This window comes from Pseudomonas sp. RA_15y_Pfl2_54 (genome assembly GCF_963971015.1).
GTDB lineage: Bacteria > Pseudomonadota > Gammaproteobacteria > Pseudomonadales > Pseudomonadaceae > Aquipseudomonas > Aquipseudomonas baetica_A.
On sequence record NZ_CAXAPN010000030.1, the window covers coordinates 42,553 to 67,504 of the forward strand.

A 24,952-nucleotide genomic window follows, 5' to 3' on the forward strand; every position below is an offset into this window, starting at 1 on the left:
TGGAATTGGATTAATGCGAAACCAGCTTTTGTGTGAGCGGGCTTGCTCGCGAATGCGGTGTATCAGTCACCCTCAATATCGACTGACACATCGCCTTCGCGAGCAAGCCCGCTCCCACCGTAGATCTCCAGTGTTCTGGGGATCTTTGTCTTACAGGGTCAAAGTCAAACGGCTCACCAACGCCCCCGGCAACAACGCCGACGAGGTATTGCGCTGGCTGTACGTACTCGACGAGAGCAGCAACTCACGCTCGGCGGTCAATGCTTCCAGTTGCGAACCCAGCAGGTTGTAGGCGCTGTCGTCGAAACGCATGGTGCTGACCGGTGCCTGGATCTCGCCGTTCTCGACCCAGAAGGTCGCGAAGCGTGTCATGCCCGTCATGCGCGCCGCCGGTTGGTCCGAGAAGTTCAGGTACCACAGGTTGCTGATGTACAGCCCTGTGCCCAACTGCTTGAGGATTTGCGCTTGTGGCAGATCACCCGCCGCCATGTTCAGCGCACTCGGCGATTCGCCGCCGCTGGCCCCGTTGGCGGTCAAACCGTATTCGGCCGCACTGCGCGAACCGACCAACTGATCACCCGCCTTGCCCTCGACAATCAGGCGCAGATCACTGCGCGGATAACCTTCGCCGGAAAACGCCGGGCTCAGCGAGTCGCTGACTTTTTCATCCAGTGACACCAGCGCACTGAACGCCTGATCGCCGACATACAGCTTTTGCAGCGGACTGCTCTTGCTGGCGATCGACTGCGCGGAGAACCCGCCCCAACTGAGCATGCCCATGATTTCTTCCAGCGCGGCCGGTGCCAGGTAGGCGCGGTACTGTCCCGGCGCCAAGGTGCGTATCGGACGGCCGAGAAACGCCAGTTGCTCGCGTGCCTGCTCAAAGCGTTTGGCGAAACCCTCACGGCTCCAGTCATGCCCGGCGTAGCTGGCCTTCACCGCTTCGCCATTCTCGTGGAACAGGCTGAAGTCGAAGTTGAAACTGTTCGCCTGGTGCCAGCCGAACGCGCCCGATGAGCTGGCGAAACCACGGCTGATGGGGCCGGCGGCATAGAAACCGACCAGGTCCAGGCCTTCGGCCGCGGCACAGATTTGTTCGACCACATGCTCGGTGTCCGGCAGCGGATGCTCCTGCACATGCGTGCTCTGCCAGCCGTTGTGGTTGAGCAGCAAGTACGGATCCTGCGGCAGCAGCGGCAGGGTGTCGCGCAGTTGTTGCAAGCCTTCGGCGAGGCGTTGCAGGTCGGCTTCCTGATCACCGGACAGGGTGATTTGCAGGTCGGCGTGACGGCCGTCATTGACCAGCTTCAGCCCGATGCTGGCCTGTTGCACTTGCCCGGCCTGACGCACCTTGGCGTGATTGAAGCGGACAAACGCCGAAGACTCGGCTGCATAACTGAGGGTGAACTGTTCCGGCTCGCGCACGCTGTCACGCAGCCAATTGACCATCACCTTGAAGGCGTCGGACTGATTCTTCGAAATGCTCATCAGGCGTCTCCCCCAAATACATCAATGTTGCTGAAAACGCAGGCCGGCGAGGCATGGCCGACGCGGATGACCTGGTTTGGTTCGCCCTTGCCGCAGTTCGGCGTGCCCAGCACCTTGACGGTGTTGGCGTCGCCGACGGCGCGCAGGCTCTTCCAGAAGTGCGCGGAAATCGCCCGGTAGTTGGGGTTTTTCACCACGCCTTTGAGTTCACCGTTTTCGATCAGTTGACCCCACTCACAGCCGAACTGGAATTTGTTGCGCGCATCGTCAATCGACCACGAACGGTTGGTGCTCATCAGAATGCCATGCTCGATGCCCGTGATCATTTGCTCAAGTGGCTGGTCGCCCGGCTCGATGTTGAGGTTGGCCATACGGTCGATCGGCGCGCGGTTCCAGCCGCAGGCGCGGCTGTTGGCGACACCGTCCAGGCCCGCGCGGTATTGCGACAGCGCACCGCCCAATGGGCGCAGCAACAGACCATCGCGAATCAGAAATTGCTTGCTCGCCTGGGTGCCGTCGTCGTCATGGCCGTAGCTGGCGAGCTCTTCGGGAATGCCCGGATCGAACGTCACGTTGAGCAGTTTTGAACCGTATTGCAGGCTGCCGAAGTCGCTCGCTTTGACGAAACTGGTGCCGGCGTAATTGCGCTCATCACCGAGGATGCGATCCAGTTCCAGCGGGTGGCCGATGGATTCGTGGATCTGCAACATCATCTGGTCGGGCATCAGCAGCAGGTCACGCGGGCCTTGCGGGGTGTTCGGTGCGAGCAGCAGTTGCAGCGCCTGATCGGCCACCTGTGGGCCGGCGCCGACCAGCCCGCAACGGCTGATCACGTCGGCGCCGCCCTGTTGGCCGAAGTTCTCGCGACCGAGGCTGCGAGTCTGGCTGTCGTTACCGTCGTAGGCGGTGACGTCCAGGCTCGGGTAGACGAAGCGCTGGGCCTGGCGCAGTTCGGCGCCGGCGCTGCTCAGATAGATCTGCTCGACGTGGGTGATGCCGATGCTCACTTCCCAATTCACCAGGCGCTCATCCTTTGGCACCGAGGCGGACTCCGCGCCGAGCAGCTCAAAGCAGTCGCTCAGGGACGGGAAGGGTTGTTCGAGATTGGGTGAAAAATAATCAGCGCGGTCGCTGGACACCGGTTGATCGCGCAGGTCGAGCAAGGCGTGGGGCTTGAGCCGCCGGGCTTGCTGTTCGGCGCGTTCAAGGGCGGCTTGCAGGCCTTGTTGCGACAGGTCGTTGGTCGCCGCATACGCTTCGACGCCATTGACGCGCACAGTGAGCATCGCCCCTTCGTCGCGGCTCAGGCTCGGCGGTTCGGCAACGTTCTTGCGCACCGACAGGTGCTGACCGGATTCGCGTACATACCGCAGGGAAAAAAAATCAGCGCCCGTGCGCAAGGCAGCGAAGCGCTGCTTGAGCTGGGGGTGGAAATCGAACATTCGGGAACCTCCTTGTTATGGAGTTGCGGTGCAGCGACGGTGGGGCAGGGGGTGAAACGGTTGCGCGAGGTCTAGAGTAGGCCGGCGTGGGGGTAGGATCAAGTGACGAGGGGTATAGGAGGAATTACTTGAAGTCGAGGGGTTTGCGTGGAATGTGAGGGCCCCTTCGCGAGCAAGCCCGATCCCACAGTAGGTCTCCAGTGAACACAAAATCTGTGAGCACTCAGGTCCGATGTGGGAGCGGGCTTGTCTCCGGGCGGCGTTCCGACGAAGGCCGCGCCTCGGTATTACGACTTACTGAGCAACAGGCGTGATATCACGCATCGGCTTGCCCTTAACCGGCGCATCGCCCGCTACATAGTAGGCGGCGGTGCTACGCGGCAATGGCTTGCGACCACGGATCTTGTCGGCGATTTTCTCGGCCATCATGATCGTCGGCGCGTTCAGGTTGCCAGTGGTGATGATCGGCATGATCGAGGCATCGACCACACGCAGGCTCTGCATGCCGTGCACGCGACCTTCGCCATCCACGACCGCCATGTCGTCGGTGCCCATCTTGCACGAGCAGGACGGGTGGAACGCGGTTTCGGCGTGTTCGCGGATGAACTTGTCCAGTTGCTCATCGGTTTGCACGTCGATGCCGGGGCTGATTTCGCGGCCACGGAAAGCGTCCAGTGCCGGCTGTTGCATGATTTCGCGGGTCAGGCGGATGCCGTCACGGAATTCCTGCCAGTCCTGCTCGCTGGCCATGTAGTTGAACAGGATGCTCGGGTGCTGGCGCGGGTCTTTCGACTTGGCCTGAACGCGACCACGGCTTGGCGAACGCATGGAACCCATGTGCGCCTGGAAACCGTGCTCTTTCACACCGTTGCTGCCGTTGTAGTTAATGGCGACCGGCAGGAAGTGGTACTGGATGTTTGGCCATTCGAATTCCGGACGCGAACGGATGAAACCGCCGGCCTCGAACTGGTTGCTGGCGCCGATGCCGGTGCCGTTGAACAGCCATTCGGCGCCGATGGCTGGCTGGTTGTACCAGAGCAGCGACGGGTACAGCGAAACCGGTTGGGTGCAAGCGTATTGCAGGTACAGCTCCAGGTGATCCTGCAGGTTCTCGCCCACGCCCGGCAAATCGTGTACGACCGGGATGTCGAGGCTTTCCAGCAGTTTCGCCGGGCCGACGCCGGAACGTTGCAGAATCTGCGGCGATGCGATGGCGCCGGAGCACAGCAGCACTTCTTTGCGCGCTTTGGCTTCAACGCGCTCTTCAGCGTCGCCCACCAGGTAACGCACACCAACGGCACGCTTGCCTTCGAACAGGATCTTGTCGGTCAGGGCGTGGGTGACGATGGTCAGGGTCGAACGCTTTTTCGCGGTGTCGAGGTAGCCTCGGGCGGTGGAAGCACGACGGCCGTTCGGCGTCACGGTGCGGTCCATCGGGCCGAAACCTTCCTGCTGGTAACCGTTCAAGTCTTCGGTGCGCGGGTAACCGGCCTGCACGCCTGCTTCAACCATGGCGTGGAACAGCGGGTTGTTGCCCGCCTTCGGCGTGGTCACGCTGACCGGGCCTTCGCCACCGTGGTAATCGTTCGGGCCGATGTCGCGGGTTTCGGCTTTGCGGAAGTACGGCAGGCAGTCGAGGTAGGTCCAGTCTTCCAGGCCCGGCAGTTTCGACCAGCCATCGTAGTCCATCGCGTTGCCACGGATGTAGCACATGCCGTTGATCAGCGAAGAACCGCCGAGGCCTTTGCCGCGACCGCATTCCATCCGGCGACCGTCCATGTGTGGCTCTGGATCGGTTTCGTACGCCCAGTTGTAGCGACGGCCTTGCAGCGGGAATGCCAGAGCGGCGGGCATTTGTGTACGGAAGTCGAAACGGTAGTCCGGGCCGCCCGCTTCGAGCAGCAGAACGGTGACGCCTTCGTCTTCAGTCAGACGGGTCGCCAGGGTGTTACCGGCCGAACCGGCACCGATGATGATGTAATCGAATTCTTGGGACATTGAATGCACCCTCTTTAGATGTGGTCAGGTCAGGCCTGACGAGTGCTTCGCACTCGACTCGCGGGCAAGCCCGCTCCCACCTTGGAATGGGGGCTCCTGTGGGAGCGGGTTTGCTCGCGAAGGCGGCCTCGCGAGCAATACAAGGCTCGGTCTTAGAACACCGAGACGTAATCGCCCAGCTCGACCTGTACCGATTTGATGCGAGTGAAGTTGTTCAGCGAGCTGATGCCATTCTCACGGCCCACGCCCGACTGCTTGTAACCGCCCACCGGCATTTTTGCGTCGGACTCGCCCCAGGCGTTGATCCAGCAGATACCGGCTTCCAGTTGATGAATCACGCGGTGAGCGCGGTTCAGGTCTTTGGTGACGATACCGGCGGCCAGGCCGAAGTCGGTGTCGTTGGCGCGGCGGATCACTTCTTCTTCGGTTTCGTAGGAGAGGATCGCCATGACCGGGCCAAAGATTTCTTCACGAACGATGGTCATGTCGTCGGTGCAGTCGGTGAACACGGTTGGGGCAACAAACGCGCCTTTGGCGAATTCGCCGTCGGTCAGACGCTCGCCGCCACACAGGACGCGGGCACCTTCTTCTTTGCCTTTGGCGATGTAGCTGAGCACGCTTTCCATGTGCGGGAAGCTGACCAGCGGGCCGAAGTTGGTGTTTTCGTCTTCCGGGTTGCCGATGCGGATGCGCGCCACGCGCTCAAGGATCTTGGCTTCGAAAGCGGCTTTGAGGTGGCTCGGTACGAACACGCGAGTGCCGTTGGTGCAGACCTGACCGGAGCTGTAGAAGTTGGCCATCATCGCGGTGTCGGCAGCGCGATCGAGGTCGGCGTCGTCGCAGATGATCAGCGGCGACTTGCCGCCCAGTTCCATGGTCACGTCTTTGAGCGAGGATGCCGAAGCGCTGGCCATGACTTTTTTGCCAGTGTCAGTGCCGCCAGTGAACGAGATTTTCTCGATGCGCGGGTGCTCGGTCAGCCAGGTGCCGACTTCGCGGCCGCTGCCGGTCAGAACGTTGAACACACCGTTTGGCACGCCGGCTTCGGTGTAGATCTCGGCCAGTTTCAGGGTCGTCAGCGAGGTGACTTCGCTTGGCTTGAAGATCATCGCGTTACCGGCGGCCAGCGCTGGAGCGGATTTCCACAGCGCGATCTGGATCGGGTAGTTCCACGCACCGATACCGGCCACAACGCCCAGCGGCTCGCGACGGGTGTAGACGAAAGAAGTGTCACGCAGCGGGATCTGCTCGCCTTCGATGGCGGGTACCAAGCCTGCGTAGTATTCCAGCACGTCGGCGCCGGTGACGATGTCGACGTACTTGGTTTCGGAGAAGGCTTTACCAGTGTCCAGGGTTTCCAGTGCGGCCAGTTCATCGTTGCGCTCGCGCAGGATGTCGACGGCACGACGCAGGATGCGCGAACGCTCCATGGCGGTCATCGCGGCCCAGATTTTCTGGCCCTTTTCGGCGCTGACCACAGCGCGCTCGACGTCTTCCTTGGTCGCACGTTGCACTTGTGCGAGAACTTCGCCGTTAGCCGGGTTGATGGCTTCGAAGGTGGCATCGCTGCCGGCGTCGGAATACGCGCCATCGATGTAGAGTTTTTGCAGTTCGAAACGGGCCATAGTGTCCTCGCAAGTGCATTGGTGGTTGGCGTTGGTCACCGGGTGAGCCATGTAACTGAGGCATCGCTGGTCGGTGACAGTTCAGGGGCCGAGCGTTTTCTGTGTGCTCTAACTCACCTGCTTGGCCAATTGGATATCCATGTATTCGTAAGCGATCTGTTGCGCCTGCGCCGTGTCGAAAGCGTCTCCTGACAGCGCGCCGCGCAACCACAAACCGTCAATCAACGCTGCCAGTCCTCGCGCGGCACTGCGCGCTTCTTCGAGCGGCAACACACGGCGAAACTCGCAGCACAGGTTGGAATACAGACGGTGATCGTTGATCCGCTGCAACCTGTGCAAAGACGGCTGATGCATGCTGGTGGCCCAGAAGGCCAGCCAGGTTTTCATTGCCGGGCCATTGATCTGGCTGGCGTCGAAGTTGCCTTCGATGATCACCTGCAGATGCGCCCGAGGGCTGCTGTCTGTCAACGCCTGACGGCGTGCGGTGACGTTCTCGCTGAGGACGTTCATCAGATACCGCATCGTGGCGGCAATCAGGCCGTTCTTGTCCTGAAAGTAATGACTGATGATGCCATTCGAGACACCGGCCAAACGGGCGATCAGCGCAATGCTGGCGTCCCCCATTCCGACCTGATCGACCGCCTGCAATGTGGCTTCGATCAGTTGTTGGCGGCGGATGGGTTGCATACCGACCTTGGGCATCTTGCACATCTCCTTAGGCCTTCCGACGGGCGAATAACGCCTATCGGATTGAGGGCCAGTCTATTTTGTTTTGATTGAACGTTCAATCAACAAAGAATAAGATCTGCGACAATTCGTCGCTGCCTACAGATTTTTCCTACATGTAAGTGGCGATAAAACTGACATCCAAAAAAGCTCGAAACCTGCGCGGGGCATGGCGCGGTTCGCGGTTCGATGGACGTGTTGAAAGGGCAAGACGCTCAGGGCCAGGTTTCGGATGAACGTCCGGACTTTCGGCCACGAAAGCGATTCGCAACACCATTTCGGCAGGTTCGGGCTTTTTTCGGGGTGTCTTTATATCACCCGCCGGTCGGCTGCCAACTAACCGATTGGTCGGGTGCCGTGTTGCCTTGTGTTCTTCTCTCGCACTGCCTGGAGCATTTGTGCCATGAGTTCTGCCTCGCTTATAAAGACCCCGCCCGAGAAGGTGACGGTCAACGGTTGGGTGTTCTACACCTCTACCGCGTTGATTCTGTTGTTGACCGCCATTCTGATTATCGCCCCGCAAGAGGCCGGCAGACTGTTGGGTGTGGCTCAGGAGTGGTTGTCGCGCAGCTTCGGCTGGTACTACATGGTGGTGATCGCCGCTTACCTGGTGTTTGTGGTGGGCCTGGCGTTCTCCTCCTACGGAAAACTCAAACTGGGCAGCAAGGACGACACCCCGGATTTCAGTTACGGCGCCTGGGCGGGGATGCTGTTCTCGTCGGGTATCGGGATTTCGCTGCTGTATTTCGGCGCGTCCGAGCCGCTGGATCACTACTTCAATCCGCCGGAAGGCGTGGCCGCCACCAACATGGCGGCGCGTCAGGCGGTGCAACTGACGTTCCTGCACTGGGGCCTGCACGGCTGGGCGATCTATGCATTGGTCGGCTTGGCCGTGGCTTACTTTGCCTACCGTCATAACCAACCGCTGGCCCTGCGTTCGGCGCTGTATCCGCTGGTCGGCGAGCGTTGGGTCAAAGGCGCGGCCGGTCACGCGGTGGACGGCTTCGGCATGTTCGTGACCCTGCTGGGTCTGGTGACGAACCTGGGGATTGGTTCGCTGCAAGTGTCTTCGGGCCTTGAAAACCTGTTCGGCATGGAACACAGCAACACTAACCTGCTGATCGTGATCATCGTGATGAGCACGGTGGCGACCATCGCTGCCGTGTCCGGTGTGGAAAACGGTATCCGTCGTCTGTCCAACCTGAACATCGTGCTGTTCAGCGGTCTGCTGATTTTCGTCCTGCTGTTCGGCCCGACGTTGCACTTGCTCAACGGCTTTGTGCAGAACATCGGCGACTACCTCAACGGCGCGGTGCTGAAGACGTTCGACCTGTACGTCTATGAAGGCGACAGCGCCAAATCCGACCGCTGGTTGGGCCTGTGGACGCTGTTCTACTGGGCCTGGTGGATTTCCTGGGCGCCATTTGTAGGCATGTTCATCGCGCGTATCTCCCGTGGGCGTACCGTGCGTGAACTGGTAGCCGGCGTGCTTCTGATTCCGCTGGGCTTCACGCTGGCCTGGCTGTCGATCTTCGGCAACTCGGCGCTGGATCTGGTGATGAACCATGGGGCGGTTGAGCTTGGGAAGACGGCGCTGGAACAGCCGTCGATGGCGATCTATCAGTTGCTTGAGCACTATCCGGCGTCGAAAGTTGTCATCGGTGTGTCGATCTTCGTCGGCTTCGTGCTGTTCCTGACCCCGGCCGACTCTGGCGCGGTGATGATGGCCAACCTGTCCTGCAAGGGCGGCAACGTCGACGAAGATGCGCCCCACTGGCTGCGGATCTTCTGGTCGGTGGTGATCACCCTGGTGACCATCGGTTTGCTGTTCGCCGGTAACTTTGAAGCGATGCAAACGATGGTGGTGCTGGCCGGTCTGCCGTTCTCGGTGGTGCTGGTGTTCTTCATGTTCGGCCTGCACAAGGCAATGCGTCAGGACGTGCTGATCGAAGAGGAGCAAGCGCAACTGGCCGAACGTGGTCGTCGGGGTTTCAGCGAGCGTTTGACTCAGCTGGACCTGCAACCGAGCCAGTCGGTGGTGCAGCGTTTCATGGACAAGCAAGTCAGCCCGGCGCTGGAAAGCGCGGCTGCGCAAATGCGTGCTCAGGGGCTGGAAGTGCAAACGCTGCTGGGTAAATCCAAGCGCTGCATGGGCGTGCGCATCGAGATGGAAGAGAGCAACCCTTTCGTTTACGAAGTGAGTCTGGACGGTTACCTCGCAACCCCTGCCGAATCGGTGGCGTCTGAAGAGGCGCGTCAGCGTTTCTATCGCGCCGAGGTGTATCTGCAAAGCGGCAGCCAGGATTACGACCTGATGGGCTTCACGCAGGATCAGATCACGCGGGATGTGCTCGATCAGTTTGAAAGCCATCGGCAGCTCCTTGGCCGGGTGTACAGCTAAACGGCAAGTGGCGCGGTGTTTCTTTCAAAAGCACCGCGCCGCATCCTTCGCGAGCAAGCCGGCTCCCACATTGGCCTGCATTTTAACTGTGGAAGCGGGCTTGCTCGCGAAAAGGGCCATCAGCCACAACACGGTTTGACCTGACGCCCTGATAAACAAAAACGCCGCGATCCTCTCGCGGCGTTTTTGTGTCCGGGATTACTACCCCAGGTTCTTGCCCAGCAACGCGTGATACAACTCGCTGTCACCGAGAATCCCTACGACCTGATTGTTATCGTGCAGCACCAGTTTGTTGCCGGTCTGATAACGAATCTGCAAGGCGTCACGCATGCCGATGTTGGAGTCCACCAGCGTCGGTTTGCGCTCCAGCCCTTCAACCGCTTGTCCCGGTGCCCAGTTCTGCAGGTTGAGTGTCGAGCCGTTCTGCCGTGCGCCTTTGATGGTGTTGCCCTCGGCCAGGTCCAGCCACGAGTCGTCGCCCGGGTCCAGGCACACCGAACCGTTGATGCGTTTGCAGTTATCCAGGGTGCGCATCAGGCTGCGCCCGCACAGCACGTTGAGCGGATTGGTGTGCGCCACGAAGGTACGCACATAGTCATCCGCCGGGTTCAGCACGATCTCTTCCGGCACGCTGTACTGGACGATGCGACCGTCCTTCATGATCGCGATGCGGCTGCCCAGTTTCAGCGCCTCGTCGAGGTCGTGGCTGACGAAGACGATGGTCTTGTTCAACTTGCGTTGCAGTTCCAGCAGTTCATCCTGCAGGCCTTGGCGGATCAGCGGGTCGAGTGCCGAAAACGGTTCGTCCATCAGCAGAATGTCGGCGTCCATCGCCAGTGCACGAGCAAGGCCGACGCGCTGCTGCATGCCGCCGGAGAGTTCGTCAGGCTTTTTGTTGCGCCATTGGGCCAGACCTACCAGTTCGAGCTTCTCGTCAACCAGCTTCCTGCGTTCCTTTTCCGGTCGGCCCTGCATTTCCAGACCAAAGCTGATGTTCTCGCGAACCGTCAGCCACGGCATCAGTGCGAACTTCTGGAACACCATGGCGATGCGTTTGGTACGCATCATTTTCAGTTCGGCGGGGGTGCAGGATGCGATATCGATCTGACGGTTTTCGTGCTCGACGAACAGCTTGCCGCGGCTCACGGTGTTGAGGCCGTTGATGCAACGCAGCAGGCTCGACTTGCCAGAGCCGGACAGGCCCATCAGCACGCAGATTTCGCCTTTGTTGATGTCGAGGCTGGCCTTTTCCACGCCGACGATCTGCCCGGTCTTTTTCAGGATCTCGTTGCGGGTCATGCCCTCATCCAGCAGCTTGAGTGCCTCGCGCGGGTCCTTGGAGAAAATTACGTCGACGTCTTCGAAGCGAATGATGCTCATGCGTCACCCCCTGCTTTGGCTTCGGGCTGTTTGCAGATACGGTCGAGCATGATCGCCAGCAGTACGATCGCCAGGCCTGCTTCGAAGCCCAGGGCGATATCAGCAGTGTTCAGTGCGTTGACCACCGGTTTGCCGAGTCCGTCGGCGCCTACCAGTGCAGCGATCACCACCATCGACAGCGACAGCATGATGCACTGGGTGATGCCGGCCGCGATGCTCGGCATGGCGTGAGGCAGTTCAATCCGTGAAAGCAGTTGGCGACGCGAGCAGCCGAAGGCTTTGCCGGCGTCCATCAGTTCTTGCGGGACATCGCGGATGCCCAGGTAAGTCAGGCGGATCGGCGCTGCGATGGCGAACACCACCGTGGAGATCAGGCCCGGCACCACGCCCAGCCCGAAGAGGGTCAGGGTAGGAATGAGGTAAACGAAGGTGGGTACGGTCTGCATCAGATCGAGAACCGGACGCATCAATGTGTAGAACATCGGTTTGTGCGCGGCGACGATGCCCAACGGCACGCCGATGACCACGCAAACCAGGGTCGCGAACATGACCTGGGCGAGGGTTTCCATGGTTTCCTGCCAGTACCCCAGATTGAGGATCAGCAGGAAGGATGCAATCACAAAAGCAGTCAGTCCCCATTTGCGCTGGATGAAATGGGCGAGTACGGCGATGAGGCCGATCAAGACAAAAGGGTTGAACCAGGTGAGCGCAAACGTCACGCCGTGGATCATCGTTTCCAGTGTCACGGCGATTGCGTCGAATGTATTGGCGCCGTGGTCGGTCAACCATTCAACGAAACCCGCGATGTACTGGCCTAAAGGTATTTTCTGATCAATCAGCATGGTAGTGAACGTCCGCATGCAAGGAATAAACAGTCCGGGCGAGCGCACTCGCCCGGCATAAGGCGATTACTGCGCGAGCTTGGCTTTCACGGCCGCAAGGCCTGGTTTACCGTCAATGGTGGTCACGCCAGCGAGCCAGGTATCGAGTATCTGTGGATTTTTCTTCAGCCAGGCTTTGGCTGCTGCTTCGGGCTTCATCTTGTCATCGAGAACATTGCCCATCAGCTCACTTTCCATGTCGACGGTGAACTCCAGGTTCTTCAGCAACTGGCCGACATTGCTGCACTCTTCGACATAGCCCTTGCGGGTGTTGGTGGCCACGGTGGCGGCGCCGAAATCCGGGCCGAAGAAGTCATCGCCCCCGGTCAGGTATTGAATATGGAAGCGTTTGTTCATCGGGTGGGGGGCCCAGCCCAGGAATACGACCGCGGTGTCACGTCTCTGGGCGCGATCGACCTGCGACAGCATCCCCGCTTCGCTGGATTCCACGATTTTGAAGCCGGCGTCTTTCAGGCCGAAAGCGTTTTTGTCGATCATGCTCTGGATCAGACGGTTACCGTCGTTGCCTGGCTCGATGCCGTAGATCTTGCCGTCGAGTTCTTTCTTGAATTTGGCGATGTCGGCAAAGTCATGCAGACCTTTGTCGTACAGGGCTTGCGGCACGGCGAGGGTGTATTTGGCGCCCTTGAGGTTGGTGCGCACGACGTCCACGGTACCGGCATCGCGGTAGGCCTTGATGTCGTTTTCCATGGTCGGCATCCAGTTGCCGAGGAAAATGTCCATGTTCTTGCCGTCGGCCAGGGACTTGTAGGTCACCGGTACGGAAATCATGGTGGTCTTGGTTTTGTACCCCAGTGCGTCGAGTACGACGCTGGTGGTGGCGGTTGTCACGGTGATATCGGTCCAGCCGACATCGGAGAAGTTGACGGTGCTGCATTGTTCCGGTTCTGAAGCCTGGGCCAGAAGAGGAAGACTGAGCATGGCGGCCAACAACAACGAGGGGGAACCTTTCATGGGGGGACTCCTGAGTGTTTTTTGGGCGGTGTTCCGACGGGATACCCGCACTTATGAATGTTGCGGTCGGTAGGTGCGTGAAACGTGTTCTGACACGCAGCCTTGCAATCAAGTCGTAAATGATCATGTACCAGTGCATATCGGACGCCTACAGGTAGGGTCGCATCCAGTACAGGCGTGGTCGCATCTAGTGTCGGTAACGTCGCTTACAGCTTTTTTCCACCCATTGACGGCTCCCTGGGCCACTAAAAAGCGAGTGGATAGAGCCTCACCGACACACGGCGTTAGTGGACAAGACTACGTCGGTGTCAGACGTCAACCTTACGGCAAAAACCGGAAGATGTGCGAATTCCGGCGTCAAGCGTAGTTGCTGCGCCGCCCGGCGCAGCCGTGTCGGGACGTGTTTGAACTTGAGATATTCGCCCATGGCAATCAGCGTTTTCGACCTGTTTAAAATCGGCATTGGCCCTTCCAGTTCCCATACTGTGGGCCCGATGCGCGCCGCTGCTCTGTTCGTGCAAAGCCTGCGAGAAAAGGCCCTGCTCGATGACGTTCGGCGTGTCGAAGTTCAGCTTTATGGATCGCTGTCGGCCACGGGTATCGGCCATGGCAGCGACAACGCGGTGATCATGGGATTGATGGGCGAATGGCCTGATGCAATCGATCCCGCACAGATTGGCCCGCGCATCCAGGCGCTACGCGAAACCGATACGCTCTTGCTGGACGGTCGCCTGACGGTACCCTTTGTCTGGGCCCGGGACATGCGTCTGATCGAGGAGAACCTGCCTTTCCACCCCAACGCCATGACGCTGATCGCCGAAGGTGATGGCGCTACCCTGCATCGCGACACCTATTACTCGGTCGGTGGCGGCTTTGTCGTGGATGAGGCGCAAGCCTGCAGCGGTGTGGTGGATCTGGATCGCACCGAACTGCCCTATGACTTCTCCAGTGCCGTGGAGTTGTTGGCGCTGTGCAAGCAACACAACTTGCGCGTCGCCGACTTGATGATGGCCAACGAAAAGGTCTGGCGCAGCGAAGAGGAAATCCGCGCCGGGCTGATGAAACTCTGGCTTGCGATGCAAGATTGCGTCGAGCAAGGCCTCAAGCACGAAGGCATCCTGCCTGGTGGGTTGAATGTGCGTCGGCGTGCGGCGAAGTTGCATCGCAGCCTGCAGGAATTGAACAAGCCCAACGTGATCGGCTCGACGCTGAGCGCGATGGAGTGGGTCAACCTGTTCGCCCTTGCCGTGAATGAAGAGAACGCGGCGGGCGGGCGGATGGTCACGGCGCCGACCAACGGTGCGGCGGGGATCATTCCGGCGGTGCTGCACTACTTTATGAAGTTCAGCGAAGCGGTCACCGACGCCAACGTGGTCGACTACTTCCTGGCGGCGGCGGCGGTGGGGATTCTGTGCAAAAAGAACGCGTCGATTTCCGGTGCCGAAGTCGGTTGTCAGGGCGAGGTCGGGTCGGCCTGTGCGATGGCGGCGGCAGGGCTGGCGGAGATTCTTGGCGCTTCGCCTGAGCAGTTGTGCAACGCGGCGGAAATCGGCCTGGAACATAACCTCGGTTTGACCTGCGATCCGGTAGGCGGCCTCGTCCAGGTGCCGTGCATCGAGCGCAATGCGATTGCGGCGGTGAAGGCGATCAACGCCGCGCAAATGGCGTTGCGTGGCGATGGTCAGCACTTCATCTCGCTGGACCGGGTGATTCGCACCATGCGTGATACCGGTGCCGACATGCATGACAAATATAAAGAAACATCGCGCGGTGGGTTGGCGGTCAGCGCGGTTGAGTGCTGAAACCGAGTGGCTTCAATCGTTAGCAGGCTAGCGACCACAGTCGATTCGTATCGATCAGAAAACCTGTGCAAACCAACCTGCCGGCGATTGGGCCAGACCAGTCAAAACTGCGCGCTAAATGAACACGGTTAATCAAACACGCCACCTTTTGGCGCGTCGCAATCAGATAAGAGTCTTTCCCACCTGTAACAGGCAATCAGCACACCCTACCGTCCGTCACCTGTGCCTGTGGTGACACTCCTGTGGAACGGCGCGCAGCCCCGTTCCCACAAGTGATACCGATCTGCTCACAGGCAACGGAGCAGAGCTTTGCCCCTCGCTGATGGCACTTCCAAACACCCTTCGCCGGAGGTCTCATATAGACGCGTCGTGATGTCGTTTTCAGGAGTTATTGAATGGCCATTCAATTTTAGGCATGGCAATTGCTCTGTCATAACAAAGCCCGTCTCCCACTCGAGAACGCTGGCAAAAACAAGAGCCTCCGCCTGAGGCCTTCACCCGCTTTGTGTGAGGAGATACCGCGATGACGTCGTTCAACTCAGGGGCTCAACCCCAGAACCGTGCGCCTCAATCCATCGGCTTTCTGCTGCTGGACAATTTCACGCTGATTTCCCTGGCCTCTGCGGTTGAGCCGCTGCGCATGGCCAATCAGTTGTCCGGTCGTGAACTGTTTCGCTGGAGCACCCTCACCGTCGATGGCGGCCAGGTGTGGGCCAGTGACGGCCTGCAAATCACGCCCGACGCCTCGATGCACAAAGCGCCCCCGCTGGACACCGTGATTGTCTGTGGCGGTGTCGGTATCCAGCGCACCGTGACCCGTGAGCACGTCTCCTGGCTGCAAAGCCAGGCGCGTCAGTCGCGTCGTCTGGGTGCCGTGTGCACCGGCAGTTGGGCCTTGGCCTGCGCCGGGCTGCTCGACGGTTTCGATTGCAGCGTGCACTGGGAATGCCTGGCGGCAATGCAGGAAGCTTTCCCGCGCGTGGCCATGAGTACTCGCTTGTTCACCCTCGACCGCAACCGCTTCACCAGCTCCGGCGGCACCGCGCCGCTGGACATGATGCTGCACCTGATCAGCCGCGATCACGGCCGTGAACTGTCCGCCGCGATCTCGGAAATGTTCGTCTATGAGCGCATCCGCAACGAACAGGATCACCAGCGCGTGCCGCTCAAGCACATGCTCGGCACCAACCAGCCGAAGCTGCAGGAAATCGTCGCGCTGATGGAGGCCAACCTTGAGGAACCGATCGACCTCGACGAACTGGCGGTGTATGTCGCCGTGTCCCGTCGTCAGCTCGAGCGGTTGTTCCAGAAATACCTGCACTGCTCGCCGTCGCGTTACTACCTCAAGCTGCGTTTGATTCGTGCCCGGCAACTGCTCAAGCAGACGCCGATGTCGATCATCGAAGTGGCTTCGGTGTGTGGTTTCGTCTCAACGCCGCACTTCTCCAAGTGCTACCGCGAATACTTCGGCATTCCGCCGCGTGACGAGCGCGTTGGCTCCAACACCACCCAGCAGGTGGCGATGATGCAGTTGCCGCAGGCGATGGTGCTGTCGCCGCTGTCGGGGCCGATGTCGGCGTTGAGTCAGGCGCGTAATGAATCGACGTTTGCCAGCGTAAGGTTGTAAACCGAGTCATCGTTCATCGCCAGCAGGCGGGCTCCCACAGGATGGATGTCGATCACAAAAATGTGGTCAGACACAAAAACTGTGGGAACCCGCCTGTGGGCGATTGGCTTGCTCAGGCGCTGTGGGTCTGTTGGTAGTGTGCCAATGCCGGCAACAACTGTTTGTCGATGGCTTGGCGCACAGCCGGCTGGATGCTCGCGCCGCTGGTGTACATGTCCTTGACCATTTTGCGCAATTCGAACGCCCGAGCATCGTCCAGACCCATTACGGCGAATTCACATGCCTGCTCGGCCGTCGAGCCGACCGGCACCTGTAATCCCAATGCCTTGAGCTGTCCCAACAGGTCTTCCTGATCGATCAAATCGGCAAACATCATGAGGAGAATCCTTCTTCAGCAACGGAGGTCGTGACTCGATTCTGGTAGGCAAGGGGAGGGACGGCAAGGGCGATTTGTCGCAGTGGCTGCTACGACTATGAACGGGTCGTTTTCGGCTAACTCGTTGTCAAAGGGAGTGGGCAAACTGGCTTCAGCTTGCAACACGACGGTTTGGTCACCCTCGCACGGCAGCTCCTCAACAGTACCCTCAGCCCCGATCCTGTCACGGCTTGTATCGGGGCTTTTTTTGCCTGTCCGTCAGTGAAACCGATCTGCGCAGCAAGCGCTCATCTCGCTCTATCGTGGGTTTTAACGGGCCGGTGGCAGGGCTATGATGCGGCCGATGTAAGTCGGGGCGGGCAGGTCGGCCTGCTCGGCGACGATGGCTTGCAGACGGCTCAAGGTGTCCGCGCTGAACGGCGCCGAGCGCGGGCCGGCGAGGTCGACGTGCAGCAACATCTGCTCATTGCCGGCCAGCTCCTGGTCTTCCCCGACTTTGTGCAGGCTGTGATAGAGATGCAGGCGTTTGCTGTCGTGACCGATGATTTGCGTGCGTACTTCGACGTCGGTGTCGAGCTTCACTTCGTGCAGGTAGTTGAGGTGCAGTTCCAGGGTGAACAGCGAGTGGCCGCTGGCTTCGCGGTGGTTGCTGTCCATGCCGAGGCGATCCATCAGGGCGTCGGTGGCATAGCTGAAGATCAGCAGGTAGAAAGCGTCGCGCAGGTGGCCGTTGTAGTCGACCCAGTCGGGGATGATGCGGGTTTGGTAGGTGGTGAGGCTGGGCATGGTGTCAGATCCAACATTGATAGTGGCTGGGCTGCCGTCTTCGCGAGCAAGCCCGCTCCCACATGGGAATGCGGTCATCTGTGGGAGCGGGTTTGCTCGCGAAGGGGCCGGAACTGTTGAGCAAGGATTATTCGCTGAAACTCATTCCATGCTTCTCCTTGGTAGTCCTCACCGCCTCCAGCACCGCCAGCAGGCAATCATCACGATAGCGCTCCAGTGCCGAAATGCTGTGGCTGCCCAACTGATCGCTGGTGCCATCGACCACATCGTCAATCAACTTGTCGGTCAACTCCGGTGCCGGCAGATACGTCCATGGCAACTGCAACGCCGGGCCGAATTGCGACATGAAGTGACGCATTCCGGCATCGCCACCGGCGAGGGTGTAGGTCAGGAAGGTGCCCATGAACGACCAGCGCAAACCGGCGCCAAAACGAATCGCGTCGTCGATCTCGCCAGTCGTCGCCACCCCGTCGTTGACCAGGTGCAGCGCCTCACGCCACAGCGCTTCGAGCAGACGGTCAGCGATGAATCCCGGTACTTCCTTGCGCACATGCAGCGGACGCATGCCGAGTGATTCGTAGACTTTCATTGCCGCTTGTATAGCTTCCGGTGCGGTGTTCTTGCCACCGACCACTTCCACCAGCGGCAACAGGTAAACCGGATTGAACGGATGGCCGACCACGCAGCGTTCCGGGTGGATCGAACTCTCGTAGAACTCGCTCGGCAACAGGCCCGAGGTGCTGGAGCCGATCAGCGCATTGGGCTTGGCGGCCGAGCTGATTTTGCTGTGCAGTTGCAGTTTCAGTTCAAGGCGTTCCGGAGCGCTTTCCTGAATGAAATCCGCGTCGCGCACGCACTCCTCGATGGTCGCGACAAAGCGCAAGCGATCCTGCGACGCGCCCGGCGCCAGGCCGTTTTTCTCCAGCGCCCCCCAGGCATTGGCCACGCGTTTGCGCAGCGCCGCTTCAGCGCCGGGCGCCGGATCCCAGGCCACGACATCGAGGCCGTGGGCGAGGGCGCGGGCGACCCAGCCGCTGCCGATAACACCGCTGCCCAGCGCGGCGAAGGTTTTGATTTCGGTGATAAAGCTCATGGTCACATCCTGAATAATTCGTAGAAACCTGTGGAAGCGGGCAAATGAGTGATGATTTATCCGCGCGGGGTCAGGCCCATTTTTTTCCGGCCCTCGGCCGGGGTCAGGACGCTGGCGCCCAAGCGGCTGAGTATCTCGGTGGCACGCTCAACGAGTTGACCGTTGGTCGCCAGCACGCCTTTGTCCAGCCACAGGTTGTCTTCCAGCCCGACCCGCACGTTGCCACCCAGCAGCACCGCTTGCGCGGCCATCGGCATCTGCATCCGGCCGATACCAAACCCGGCCCACACCGCGTCCGCCGGCAGGTTGTCGACCATGGCTTTCATGGTGGTGGTGTCGGCCGGCGCGCCCCACGGAATGCCCAGGCACAGCTGGAACAGCGGGTTATCGAGCAAACCTTCCTTGATCATCTGTTTGGCGAACCACAGGTGACCGGTGTCGAAAATTTCCAGCTCGGCTTTCACGCCCAACTCGGTGATGCGTTTGGCGCCGGCGCGCAGTTGTGCCGGGGTGGAGACATAAATGGTGTCGCCGTCGCCGAAGTTCAGGGTGCCGCAATCGAGGGTGCAGATTTCCGGCAGCAGTTCTTCGACGTGGGCCAGACGAGTCAGCGGGCCGACCAGATCGGTGTTCGGGCCGAACTCCATCGGCTTCTCGCCAGCGCCGATTTCCAGATCGCCACCCATGCCGGCCGTGAGGTTGACGATGATGTCGACGTCAGCCTCGCGGATGCGCTCCATCACTTCGCGGTACAGCGCCACATCGCGACTGAACTTGCCGGTCTGCGGATCGCGGACGTGACAGTGCACAACGGTGGCGCCAGCCTTGGCCGCTTCCACGGCGGCGGCGGCAATCTGTTTTGGGGTGACCGGTACGTGGGGGCTCCTGGCGGTCGTGTCGCCAGCACCGGTGAGTGCGCAGGTGATGATGACGTCGTGGTTCATGTGTCGGTTTCCTTCAGGCGTGATGGGGCTGTTCGCAGCCCTTTGCGGGCTGCGAAACGGTGATTCAGGAGGACGTTATTTGCGGGTCAGTTGCAGGTTTTCAGCGGCCGGTTTGCCGTCGAAAGTGGTCACACCTTCGAGCCAGCGCTGTTTGTCTGCCGGGTGATCCTTGAGCCACTGCTTGGCCGACTCGAAGGCGTCCTTGTGATCGAGCAGCGGTTGCATCATCCGGCTCTCGTCTTCAGCGGTGAACGTCAGATTGCTCAGCAGGCGACCGATGTTCGGGCACTGTTCGGCGTATTTCGGCGCGGTGACGGTCCACACGGTGGCCATGCCCTCGTTCGGGCCGAGGGCGTCATTGCTGCCGGTGAGGTAGGTCATCTTGACGTTGACGTTCATCGGGTGCGGCGCCCAGCCGAAGAACACCACGGCTTCCTTGCGACGCACGGCGCGATCGACGGCGGCGAGCATCCCCGCTTCACTGGACTCGACCAACTGGAACTTGCCGAGGCCAAACTGGTTTTTGGCGATCATCGCCTTGATCTGCGTGTTGGCGCCCGAACCCGGTTCGATGCCGTAGATCTTGCCGCCCAGTTCCTTCTCGAACTTGGCGATGTCGGCGAAAGTCTTCAGGCCCTTGTCAGCCAGATACGTCGGCACGGCGAGGGTGGCGCGGGCGTCTTTGAGGCTCGGAGCGTCAAGGACTTTGACCTGGTTAGCCTCGACGAACGGGGTGATGGTCTGGGTCATCAGCGGGTTCCAGTAGCCGAGAAACAGGTCCAGACGCTGATCGCGGATCCCGGCGAAGATGATTTGCTGGGACGCGCTGGTTTGTTTGGTGTTGTAGCCGAGGCCGTCGAGCAGGACCTGGGTCATGGCACTGGTGGCGATCACGTCGGTCCAGTTGACCACGCCCATGCGCACGTTCTGGCAAGACGCGGGTTCGGCGGCCATGACGCTGGCGCTCAAGAAAGCGGTACCGCTGAGTGCAAGAACGCAGCTGCTGATCAGTCGTTTCATGTCGGGTTCCTCGGCAGGTTGTTTATTGTGAGTTCCGGCGTCTGTTGCGCCGGTGATGCAAAGTTACGCAGCAACGCCCCCGTGAAAGCGCACTGCGGCGACTGGCACTTGCACTGTAGCGACCTGCGCGCTTGAACGCTGACGACAATCGGCGTATCAACGAGCCACGCTACCCTCCCTCTCGTTACCCGCGAATCGAGTGCGCACATGTCTCAGGATTTCTACTTCCTGCTGATGCCGGGGTTCTCCGCCATCGGCTTTATCTCGGCAATCGAACCGCTGCGGGTCGCCAACCGCTTTCGCGGCGAGTTGTACCGCTGGCATGTGCTGAGCGCTGACGGCGGGGCGGTACTGGCGAGCAACGGCATGTCGGTCAACGCCGACGCGGCGCTGGAACCGCTGAAGAAAGGCGCGACGTTATGGGTGGTGGCCGGGTTCGAACCACTGAAGTTCGCCACGCCGACGCTTGAACATTGGCTGCGACGGCTGGACAACGAAGGCGTGACCCTCGGCGCCATCGACACCGGCAGCTTCGTTCTGGCTGAGGCGGGCCTGCTCGATGGCCATCGCCTGACCCTGCACTGGGAGGCCATTGACGCCTTCAAGGAATCTTATCCACAGCTCAGCGTGACCCAGGAGCTGTTCGAGATCGACCGTCGGCGCATCACCTCGGCCGGCGGTACGGCGTCCATCGACCTGATGCTCGACCTGATCGCCCAGGCCCATGGCCCGCAACTGGCAATTCAGGTCAGCGAACAATTCGTGCTGGGGCGCATTCGTCCGCGCAAAGATCACCAACGCATGGAAGTCGCCACGCGTTACGGGATCAACAACAAGAAACTGGTTCAGGTGATTGGCGAGATGGAACAACACAGCGAACCGCCGCTGACCACGTTGGCGTTGGCGGAATCGATCAAGGTGACGCGCCGGCAATTGGAGCGCTTGTTTCGGCTGCATCTGAACGACACGCCGAGCAATTTCTATCTGCGGTTAAGGCTGGAAAAGGCCCAGCAGTTGTTGCGCCAGACCGACATGAGCGTGCTGGAAGTGAGCATCGCCTGCGGGTTTGAATCGCCGTCGTATTTTACCCGCAGCTACCGGGCAAAATTCGCCCGCTGCCCCCGCGAAGACCGGCATACCGCCCAAACCTGAACGGGTGCACACGACACCCATGTGGGAGCGGGCTTGCTCGCGAATGCGGTGTGTCATTCAACAATGCAGTCGACTGACACGCCCTCTTCGCGAGCAAGCCCGCTCCCACATTTTTGATCTTCTTTGTCTGGAAGATCGGGTTACTTCTTCACCAACGCCGAACAAGCGGCTTTATAAGCCTCATGCTGATACTTGTTCAGCGTCCCCGGCAGCTCGACGTTGTGCTTCTTGGCCTGCGCGTTGATCGTCTGTGGCGACAACAACGTCACTTCACAACCATCCAACAACTGAAACACACCCTCGATCTTGAACGTCGTTGGCCCACCGGCAAATTCGCCCTTCTTGCTGCGCTTCTTGATCGCAATCCGGTCAATCGAATGTTCGCGCACAAACGAGGCAACCTGCGCTGCGAAGCGTTTAACGTTTGCCGCCTCGTCATCATCCTCGAGGGCGATTTTCTTGGTGTTGAGCGCCACATGGCTCAGCGTTGCCCCGTCAAGGGAGGCCACGGCGATGATCGCTTCGCTGCCTTTGATTTCGATGCCGCAGATGTTCATGGGAATTCCTTTGAATGAAGAGGCCAGCCTACAACTCAAGCTGATTGGGCGTGATGCCAAACGCTGCTGCAATTTTCTCGCGGGTTGCCTTGCGTGGCTTCGCTACTGTTTCTTGTTGAGCGAACGCCGGCTGGGAAATTCCCAGACGTTTGGCCACTTCTTCCTGAGTCAGGTTCAGGTGTTCGCGCCAGGCACGGATCGGTGTCGCCCCGTCGACCATTCGACTGACCACCTCATGCGGGATCAGGTCGGGCTGCATTTTCTGTGCGACGTATTGAGCGTAGGGAATGACTACGAAGGCGGGGTTGCCCTCGGCATCGTTGATGATTTGGATGTCGGCAGATTGATTCATGGCGCTGGGAATATAAGTCTTTTATAAGATATTCGAATCTTTACTTATATTTTCCAGTCGGCCAATCCACAACGTTTGTCGGCATGTTGCCGAACTTCCAGAATCACTCCTGCCCAATCGACTCCAGAAACTCCGACCGTTCATCACTCATCCGCGCCACGCAGTCATTTTGCGCAATCTTGAACGCCTTGCTGCCCGCCGTCGCCGGGAAAGCCTCCACCGCGCAATCCGCATCCCGCGTCTTCAGCCACTGCTGCTGGGCGGTTTTGAGTTTGGCGGTGATGTCGGCCAGTTGCGCCGGATTCTTGCCGTACGCCGTTTGCATGCGTTCGGTAAGGCTGGCGTAGTTGTCCTTGAGCAGGTCTTCGGCGGTGGTGCGGCTGTAGGTCGAGCATTCCAGGGTCTGGATGTCGTTTTCGACGGCGTCGCACGGGTTGTTGTCGGACTCTTCGGCGGCGTGTACGCCGGTCGCAATCAGGGCCAAAGCCAGGAAGATCGATTTCATTGATGTCGCCGCTCTTATCCAGTGGTGTTTGCAAGATGCGCCAGATTCTGGCTTAAGCGAGCAGGCTTGAACAGGTGGCCGTTCGGGGCGGTTAGTGACCCTTTGTCGCGGATTGACGCTTTCGGCAATTCCCCTGTCGTTTTTGCACCCGGTCGCCCCCGCACCGAGGCATATGCTGGCCCCAAAGCGCCGGCAGACGATTCGGCGCATGAATTGCCAATAAGGGGACGCCTGATGAGCCCAGCCGAATTACACGCCGACAGCATCGTTATCGACGGTCTGATCATTGCCAAATGGAACCGCGAGCTGTTCGAAGACATGCGCAAGGGCGGTCTGACGGCGGCCAACTGCACTGTGTCGGTGTGGGAAGGCTTTCAGGCGACCGTGAACAACATCGCTGCCAGCCAGAAGCTGATCCGCGAAAACAGTGACCTGGTGATGCCGGTGCGCACCACCGCCGACATCCGTCGCGCCAAAGAGCAGGGCAAGACCGGCATCCTGTTCGGCTTCCAGAATGCCCACGCCTTTGAAGACCAGATCGGCTATGTAGAGGTGTTCAAGCAGCTCGGCGTCGGCATCGTGCAGATGTGCTACAACACCCAGAACCTGGTCGGCACCGGTTGCTACGAGCGTGACGGCGGCCTGTCGGGTTTTGGTCGCGAGATCGTCGCCGAGATGAACCGCGTTGGCGTGATGTGCGACCTGTCCCACGTCGGTTCCAAGACCTCCGAGGAAGTCATCCTCGAATCGAAAAAACCGGTCTGCTATTCCCACTGCCTGCCGTCGGGGCTCAAAGAGCACCCGCGCAACAAGTCCGATGAAGAACTCAAGTTCATTGCCGACCACGGTGGTTTCGTCGGCGTGACCATGTTCGCGCCGTTCCTCGCCAAGGGCATCGATTCGACCATCGACGACTACGCCGAAGCCATCGAATACGTGATGAACATTGTCGGCGAAGATTCCATCGGTATCGGCACCGACTTCACTCAGGGCCATGGCCAGGACTTCTTCGAATACCTGACCCACGACAAGGGCTACGCCCGTCGTCTGACCAGCTTCGGCAAGATCATCAACCCGCTGGGCATCCGCACCGTCGGCGAGTTCCCGAACCTGACCGAAACCCTGCTCAAACGCGGCCACTCCGAGCGCGTGGTGCGCAAGATCATGGGCGAGAACTGGGTGAACGTCCTGAAGGACGTCTGGGGCGAATAAGCCACCGCACTTCTGAATCCTTTCCCTCGGCCGTCCGCGCCGAGGGCAACACACCAATTTTTCTGGAGTTAAGTTTCCATGGCCAAGATCGCCCCGCAATTGCCAATCGAAGTCGACAGCGAGACCGGTGTCTGGACCTCAGACGCCCTGCCAATGCTGTACGTGCCGCGCCACTTTTTCGTCAACAACCACATGGGCATCGAGGAAGTGCTGGGCGCCGACGCCTACGCCGAAATTCTCTACAAGGCCGGCTACAAATCCGCCTGGCACTGGTGTGAAAAAGAAGCTGAATGCCACGGCCTGGAAGGCGGCGCGGTGTTCGAACACTACATGAAACGCCTGTCGCAGCGCGGCTGGGGCCTGTTCAAGATCCAGGACATCGACCTCGACAAAGGCACCGCCAGCGTCAAGCTCGAACACTCGGCGTTCGTCTACGTCTACGGCAAGGTCGGGCGCAAGGTCGACTACATGTTCACCGGCTGGTTTGCCGGCGCCATGGATCAGATTCTGCAAGCCCGTGGCAGCAACATCCGCACCGTGGCCGAACAAGTCTACGGTGGCTCCGAAGAAGGCCACGATGACGGCCTGTTCACCGTCAAGCCGTTGTAAG

General features: G+C 60.0%; 22 protein-coding genes. 6 read left to right on the forward strand and 16 right to left on the reverse strand.

Going from position 1 to position 24,952, the window contains the following annotated elements; all coding sequences use genetic code 11:
• Positions 1-150: 150 nt before the first annotated feature.
• The 5 genes from AACY50_RS20735 to betI all read right to left on the reverse strand — a co-directional run bounded on the left by AACY50_RS20735 (position 151) and on the right by betI (position 7,255).
• The gene (locus AACY50_RS20735; protein WP_339430288.1) at positions 151-1,488 is read right to left on the reverse strand and encodes a TldD/PmbA family protein; all 1,338 of its coding nucleotides are present in this window, start codon (positions 1,486-1,488) and stop codon (positions 151-153) included.
• Positions 1,488-2,930, reverse strand: a complete 1,443-nt coding sequence (locus tag AACY50_RS20740) for a TldD/PmbA family protein (RefSeq protein ID WP_339430287.1) — start codon at positions 2,928-2,930, stop codon at positions 1,488-1,490. The genes AACY50_RS20735 and AACY50_RS20740 overlap by 1 nt, the downstream gene beginning before the upstream one ends.
• Before the next feature lie 294 nt (positions 2,931-3,224).
• Positions 3,225-4,928: a choline dehydrogenase gene (gene betA, locus AACY50_RS20745; RefSeq protein WP_339539068.1), complete on the reverse strand. Its 1,704-nt coding sequence runs from the start codon at positions 4,926-4,928 to the stop codon at positions 3,225-3,227.
• A gap of 152 nt (positions 4,929-5,080) precedes the next feature.
• Positions 5,081-6,553 (reverse strand): betaine-aldehyde dehydrogenase, encoded by a 1,473-nt coding sequence (betB, locus tag AACY50_RS20750; protein WP_339430285.1) that lies wholly within the window; start codon positions 6,551-6,553, stop codon positions 5,081-5,083.
• Between the two features lie 108 nt (positions 6,554-6,661).
• Positions 6,662-7,255 (reverse strand): transcriptional regulator BetI, encoded by a 594-nt coding sequence (betI, locus tag AACY50_RS20755; protein ID WP_339430284.1) that lies wholly within the window; start codon positions 7,253-7,255, stop codon positions 6,662-6,664.
• Between the two features lie 484 nt (positions 7,256-7,739).
• Between betI and AACY50_RS20760 the strand changes: the two genes are divergently transcribed.
• On the forward strand, positions 7,740-9,680 hold the full coding sequence (locus tag AACY50_RS20760) for a BCCT family transporter (RefSeq protein WP_339430496.1): 1,941 nt from the start codon (positions 7,740-7,742) through the stop codon (positions 9,678-9,680).
• Positions 9,681-9,881: 201 nt separating this feature from the next.
• On the opposite strand, the gene choV is transcribed toward AACY50_RS20760, so the two are convergent.
• The 3 genes from choV to AACY50_RS20775 form a co-directional block, all read right to left on the reverse strand.
• On the reverse strand, positions 9,882-11,060 hold the full coding sequence (gene choV / locus AACY50_RS20765) for a choline ABC transporter ATP-binding protein (RefSeq protein ID WP_339430283.1): 1,179 nt from the start codon (positions 11,058-11,060) through the stop codon (positions 9,882-9,884).
• The gene (gene choW, locus AACY50_RS20770) at positions 11,057-11,902 is read right to left on the reverse strand and encodes a choline ABC transporter permease subunit (RefSeq protein ID WP_221731183.1); all 846 of its coding nucleotides are present in this window, start codon (positions 11,900-11,902) and stop codon (positions 11,057-11,059) included. The genes choV and choW overlap by 4 nt, the downstream gene beginning before the upstream one ends.
• A 66-nt stretch (positions 11,903-11,968) precedes the next feature.
• Entirely contained in the window at positions 11,969-12,916 is a 948-nt protein-coding gene (locus AACY50_RS20775; protein WP_339430282.1) for a choline ABC transporter substrate-binding protein, read from the reverse strand.
• Between the two features lie 425 nt (positions 12,917-13,341).
• Between AACY50_RS20775 and AACY50_RS20780 the strand changes: the two genes are divergently transcribed.
• Both AACY50_RS20780 and AACY50_RS20785 read left to right on the forward strand, forming a co-directional pair.
• Positions 13,342-14,718 carry an L-serine ammonia-lyase gene (locus AACY50_RS20780; RefSeq protein WP_339430281.1) on the forward strand — a complete coding sequence of 459 codons (1,377 nt, stop codon included), beginning with the start codon at positions 13,342-13,344 and terminating at the stop codon, positions 14,716-14,718.
• 523 nt (positions 14,719-15,241) lie between these two features.
• Positions 15,242-16,345 carry a GlxA family transcriptional regulator gene (locus tag AACY50_RS20785; RefSeq protein ID WP_221731180.1) on the forward strand — a complete coding sequence of 368 codons (1,104 nt, stop codon included), beginning with the start codon at positions 15,242-15,244 and terminating at the stop codon, positions 16,343-16,345.
• 112 nt (positions 16,346-16,457) lie between these two features.
• Here the strand turns inward: AACY50_RS20785 and AACY50_RS20790 are convergent, their stop codons facing one another.
• The 5 genes from AACY50_RS20790 to choX all read right to left on the reverse strand — a co-directional run bounded on the left by AACY50_RS20790 (position 16,458) and on the right by choX (position 20,564).
• Positions 16,458-16,721, reverse strand: coding sequence for a hypothetical protein (locus tag AACY50_RS20790; protein WP_339539069.1), 264 nt, complete (start codon positions 16,719-16,721; stop codon positions 16,458-16,460).
• Between the two features lie 309 nt (positions 16,722-17,030).
• Positions 17,031-17,507, reverse strand: a complete 477-nt coding sequence (locus tag AACY50_RS20795; RefSeq protein ID WP_339539070.1) for a thioesterase family protein — start codon at positions 17,505-17,507, stop codon at positions 17,031-17,033.
• A gap of 127 nt (positions 17,508-17,634) precedes the next feature.
• A complete protein-coding gene (locus AACY50_RS20800) occupies positions 17,635-18,600 on the reverse strand; it encodes an L-carnitine dehydrogenase (protein WP_339430278.1) in 966 nt (321 codons plus the stop codon).
• A gap of 56 nt (positions 18,601-18,656) precedes the next feature.
• The gene (locus AACY50_RS20805; protein WP_339430277.1) at positions 18,657-19,544 is read right to left on the reverse strand and encodes a 3-keto-5-aminohexanoate cleavage protein; all 888 of its coding nucleotides are present in this window, start codon (positions 19,542-19,544) and stop codon (positions 18,657-18,659) included.
• A gap of 75 nt (positions 19,545-19,619) precedes the next feature.
• The gene (gene choX, locus AACY50_RS20810; protein ID WP_339430276.1) at positions 19,620-20,564 is read right to left on the reverse strand and encodes a choline ABC transporter substrate-binding protein; all 945 of its coding nucleotides are present in this window, start codon (positions 20,562-20,564) and stop codon (positions 19,620-19,622) included.
• A 207-nt stretch (positions 20,565-20,771) separates the two neighbouring features.
• Between choX and AACY50_RS20815 the strand changes: the two genes are divergently transcribed.
• Positions 20,772-21,716 carry a GlxA family transcriptional regulator gene (locus tag AACY50_RS20815; RefSeq protein ID WP_339464477.1) on the forward strand — a complete coding sequence of 315 codons (945 nt, stop codon included), beginning with the start codon at positions 20,772-20,774 and terminating at the stop codon, positions 21,714-21,716.
• 140 nt (positions 21,717-21,856) lie between these two features.
• On the opposite strand, the gene AACY50_RS20820 is transcribed toward AACY50_RS20815, so the two are convergent.
• From AACY50_RS20820 to AACY50_RS20830, 3 genes are all read right to left on the reverse strand, one after another.
• On the reverse strand, positions 21,857-22,273 hold the full coding sequence (locus AACY50_RS20820) for a DUF3010 family protein (protein ID WP_339430274.1): 417 nt from the start codon (positions 22,271-22,273) through the stop codon (positions 21,857-21,859).
• A gap of 28 nt (positions 22,274-22,301) precedes the next feature.
• A complete protein-coding gene (locus AACY50_RS20825) occupies positions 22,302-22,625 on the reverse strand; it encodes a helix-turn-helix domain-containing protein (RefSeq protein ID WP_064589571.1) in 324 nt (107 codons plus the stop codon).
• Positions 22,626-22,728: 103 nt separating this feature from the next.
• Complete coding sequence (locus tag AACY50_RS20830; protein ID WP_339464473.1) at positions 22,729-23,130, reverse strand: lysozyme inhibitor LprI family protein; 402 nt, start codon at positions 23,128-23,130, stop codon at positions 22,729-22,731.
• A 234-nt stretch (positions 23,131-23,364) separates the two neighbouring features.
• On the opposite strand from AACY50_RS20830, the gene AACY50_RS20835 reads away from it, so the two are divergent.
• Positions 23,365-24,342, forward strand: coding sequence for a dipeptidase (locus AACY50_RS20835; protein ID WP_194935229.1), 978 nt, complete (start codon positions 23,365-23,367; stop codon positions 24,340-24,342).
• A gap of 78 nt (positions 24,343-24,420) precedes the next feature.
• Positions 24,421-24,951 carry a DUF5943 domain-containing protein gene (locus AACY50_RS20840; protein WP_339464472.1) on the forward strand — a complete coding sequence of 177 codons (531 nt, stop codon included), beginning with the start codon at positions 24,421-24,423 and terminating at the stop codon, positions 24,949-24,951.
• Position 24,952 lies beyond the last annotated feature (1 nt).

Bases quoted from the DNA above. Each gene is read 5' to 3' on its own strand.
- AACY50_RS20840 (WP_339464472.1), top strand. From the start codon at position 24,421: ATGGCCAAGATCGCCCCGCAATTGCCAATCGAAGTCGACAGCGAGACC.
- AACY50_RS20780 (WP_339430281.1), top strand. From the start codon at position 13,342: ATGGCAATCAGCGTTTTCGACCTGTTTAAAATCGGCATTGGCCCTTCC.
- AACY50_RS20815 (WP_339464477.1), top strand. From the start codon at position 20,772: ATGTCTCAGGATTTCTACTTCCTGCTGATGCCGGGGTTCTCCGCCATC.
- AACY50_RS20775 (WP_339430282.1), bottom strand. From the start codon at position 12,916: ATGAAAGGTTCCCCCTCGTTGTTGTTGGCCGCCATGCTCAGTCTTCCT.
- AACY50_RS20790 (WP_339539069.1), bottom strand. From the start codon at position 16,721: ATGATGTTTGCCGATTTGATCGATCAGGAAGACCTGTTGGGACAGCTC.
- AACY50_RS20805 (WP_339430277.1), bottom strand. From the start codon at position 19,544: ATGAACCACGACGTCATCATCACCTGCGCACTCACCGGTGCTGGCGAC.
- AACY50_RS20825 (WP_064589571.1), bottom strand. From the start codon at position 22,625: ATGAATCAATCTGCCGACATCCAAATCATCAACGATGCCGAGGGCAAC.
- AACY50_RS20735 (WP_339430288.1), bottom strand. From the start codon at position 1,488: ATGAGCATTTCGAAGAATCAGTCCGACGCCTTCAAGGTGATGGTCAAT.
- AACY50_RS20820 (WP_339430274.1), bottom strand. From the start codon at position 22,273: ATGAACATCTGCGGCATCGAAATCAAAGGCAGCGAAGCGATCATCGCC.
- choW (WP_221731183.1), bottom strand. From the start codon at position 11,902: ATGCTGATTGATCAGAAAATACCTTTAGGCCAGTACATCGCGGGTTTC.
- betB (WP_339430285.1), bottom strand. From the start codon at position 6,553: ATGGCCCGTTTCGAACTGCAAAAACTCTACATCGATGGCGCGTATTCC.
- AACY50_RS20800 (WP_339430278.1), bottom strand. From the start codon at position 18,600: ATGAGCTTTATCACCGAAATCAAAACCTTCGCCGCGCTGGGCAGCGGT.
- AACY50_RS20785 (WP_221731180.1), top strand. From the start codon at position 15,242: ATGACGTCGTTCAACTCAGGGGCTCAACCCCAGAACCGTGCGCCTCAA.
- choV (WP_339430283.1), bottom strand. From the start codon at position 11,060: ATGAGCATCATTCGCTTCGAAGACGTCGACGTAATTTTCTCCAAGGAC.
- AACY50_RS20795 (WP_339539070.1), bottom strand. From the start codon at position 17,507: ATGCCCAGCCTCACCACCTACCAAACCCGCATCATCCCCGACTGGGTC.
- AACY50_RS20740 (WP_339430287.1), bottom strand. From the start codon at position 2,930: ATGTTCGATTTCCACCCCCAGCTCAAGCAGCGCTTCGCTGCCTTGCGC.
- AACY50_RS20835 (WP_194935229.1), top strand. From the start codon at position 23,365: ATGAGCCCAGCCGAATTACACGCCGACAGCATCGTTATCGACGGTCTG.
- choX (WP_339430276.1), bottom strand. From the start codon at position 20,564: ATGAAACGACTGATCAGCAGCTGCGTTCTTGCACTCAGCGGTACCGCT.
- AACY50_RS20830 (WP_339464473.1), bottom strand. From the start codon at position 23,130: ATGAAATCGATCTTCCTGGCTTTGGCCCTGATTGCGACCGGCGTACAC.
- betA (WP_339539068.1), bottom strand. From the start codon at position 4,928: ATGTCCCAAGAATTCGATTACATCATCATCGGTGCCGGTTCGGCCGGT.
- betI (WP_339430284.1), bottom strand. From the start codon at position 7,255: ATGCCCAAGGTCGGTATGCAACCCATCCGCCGCCAACAACTGATCGAA.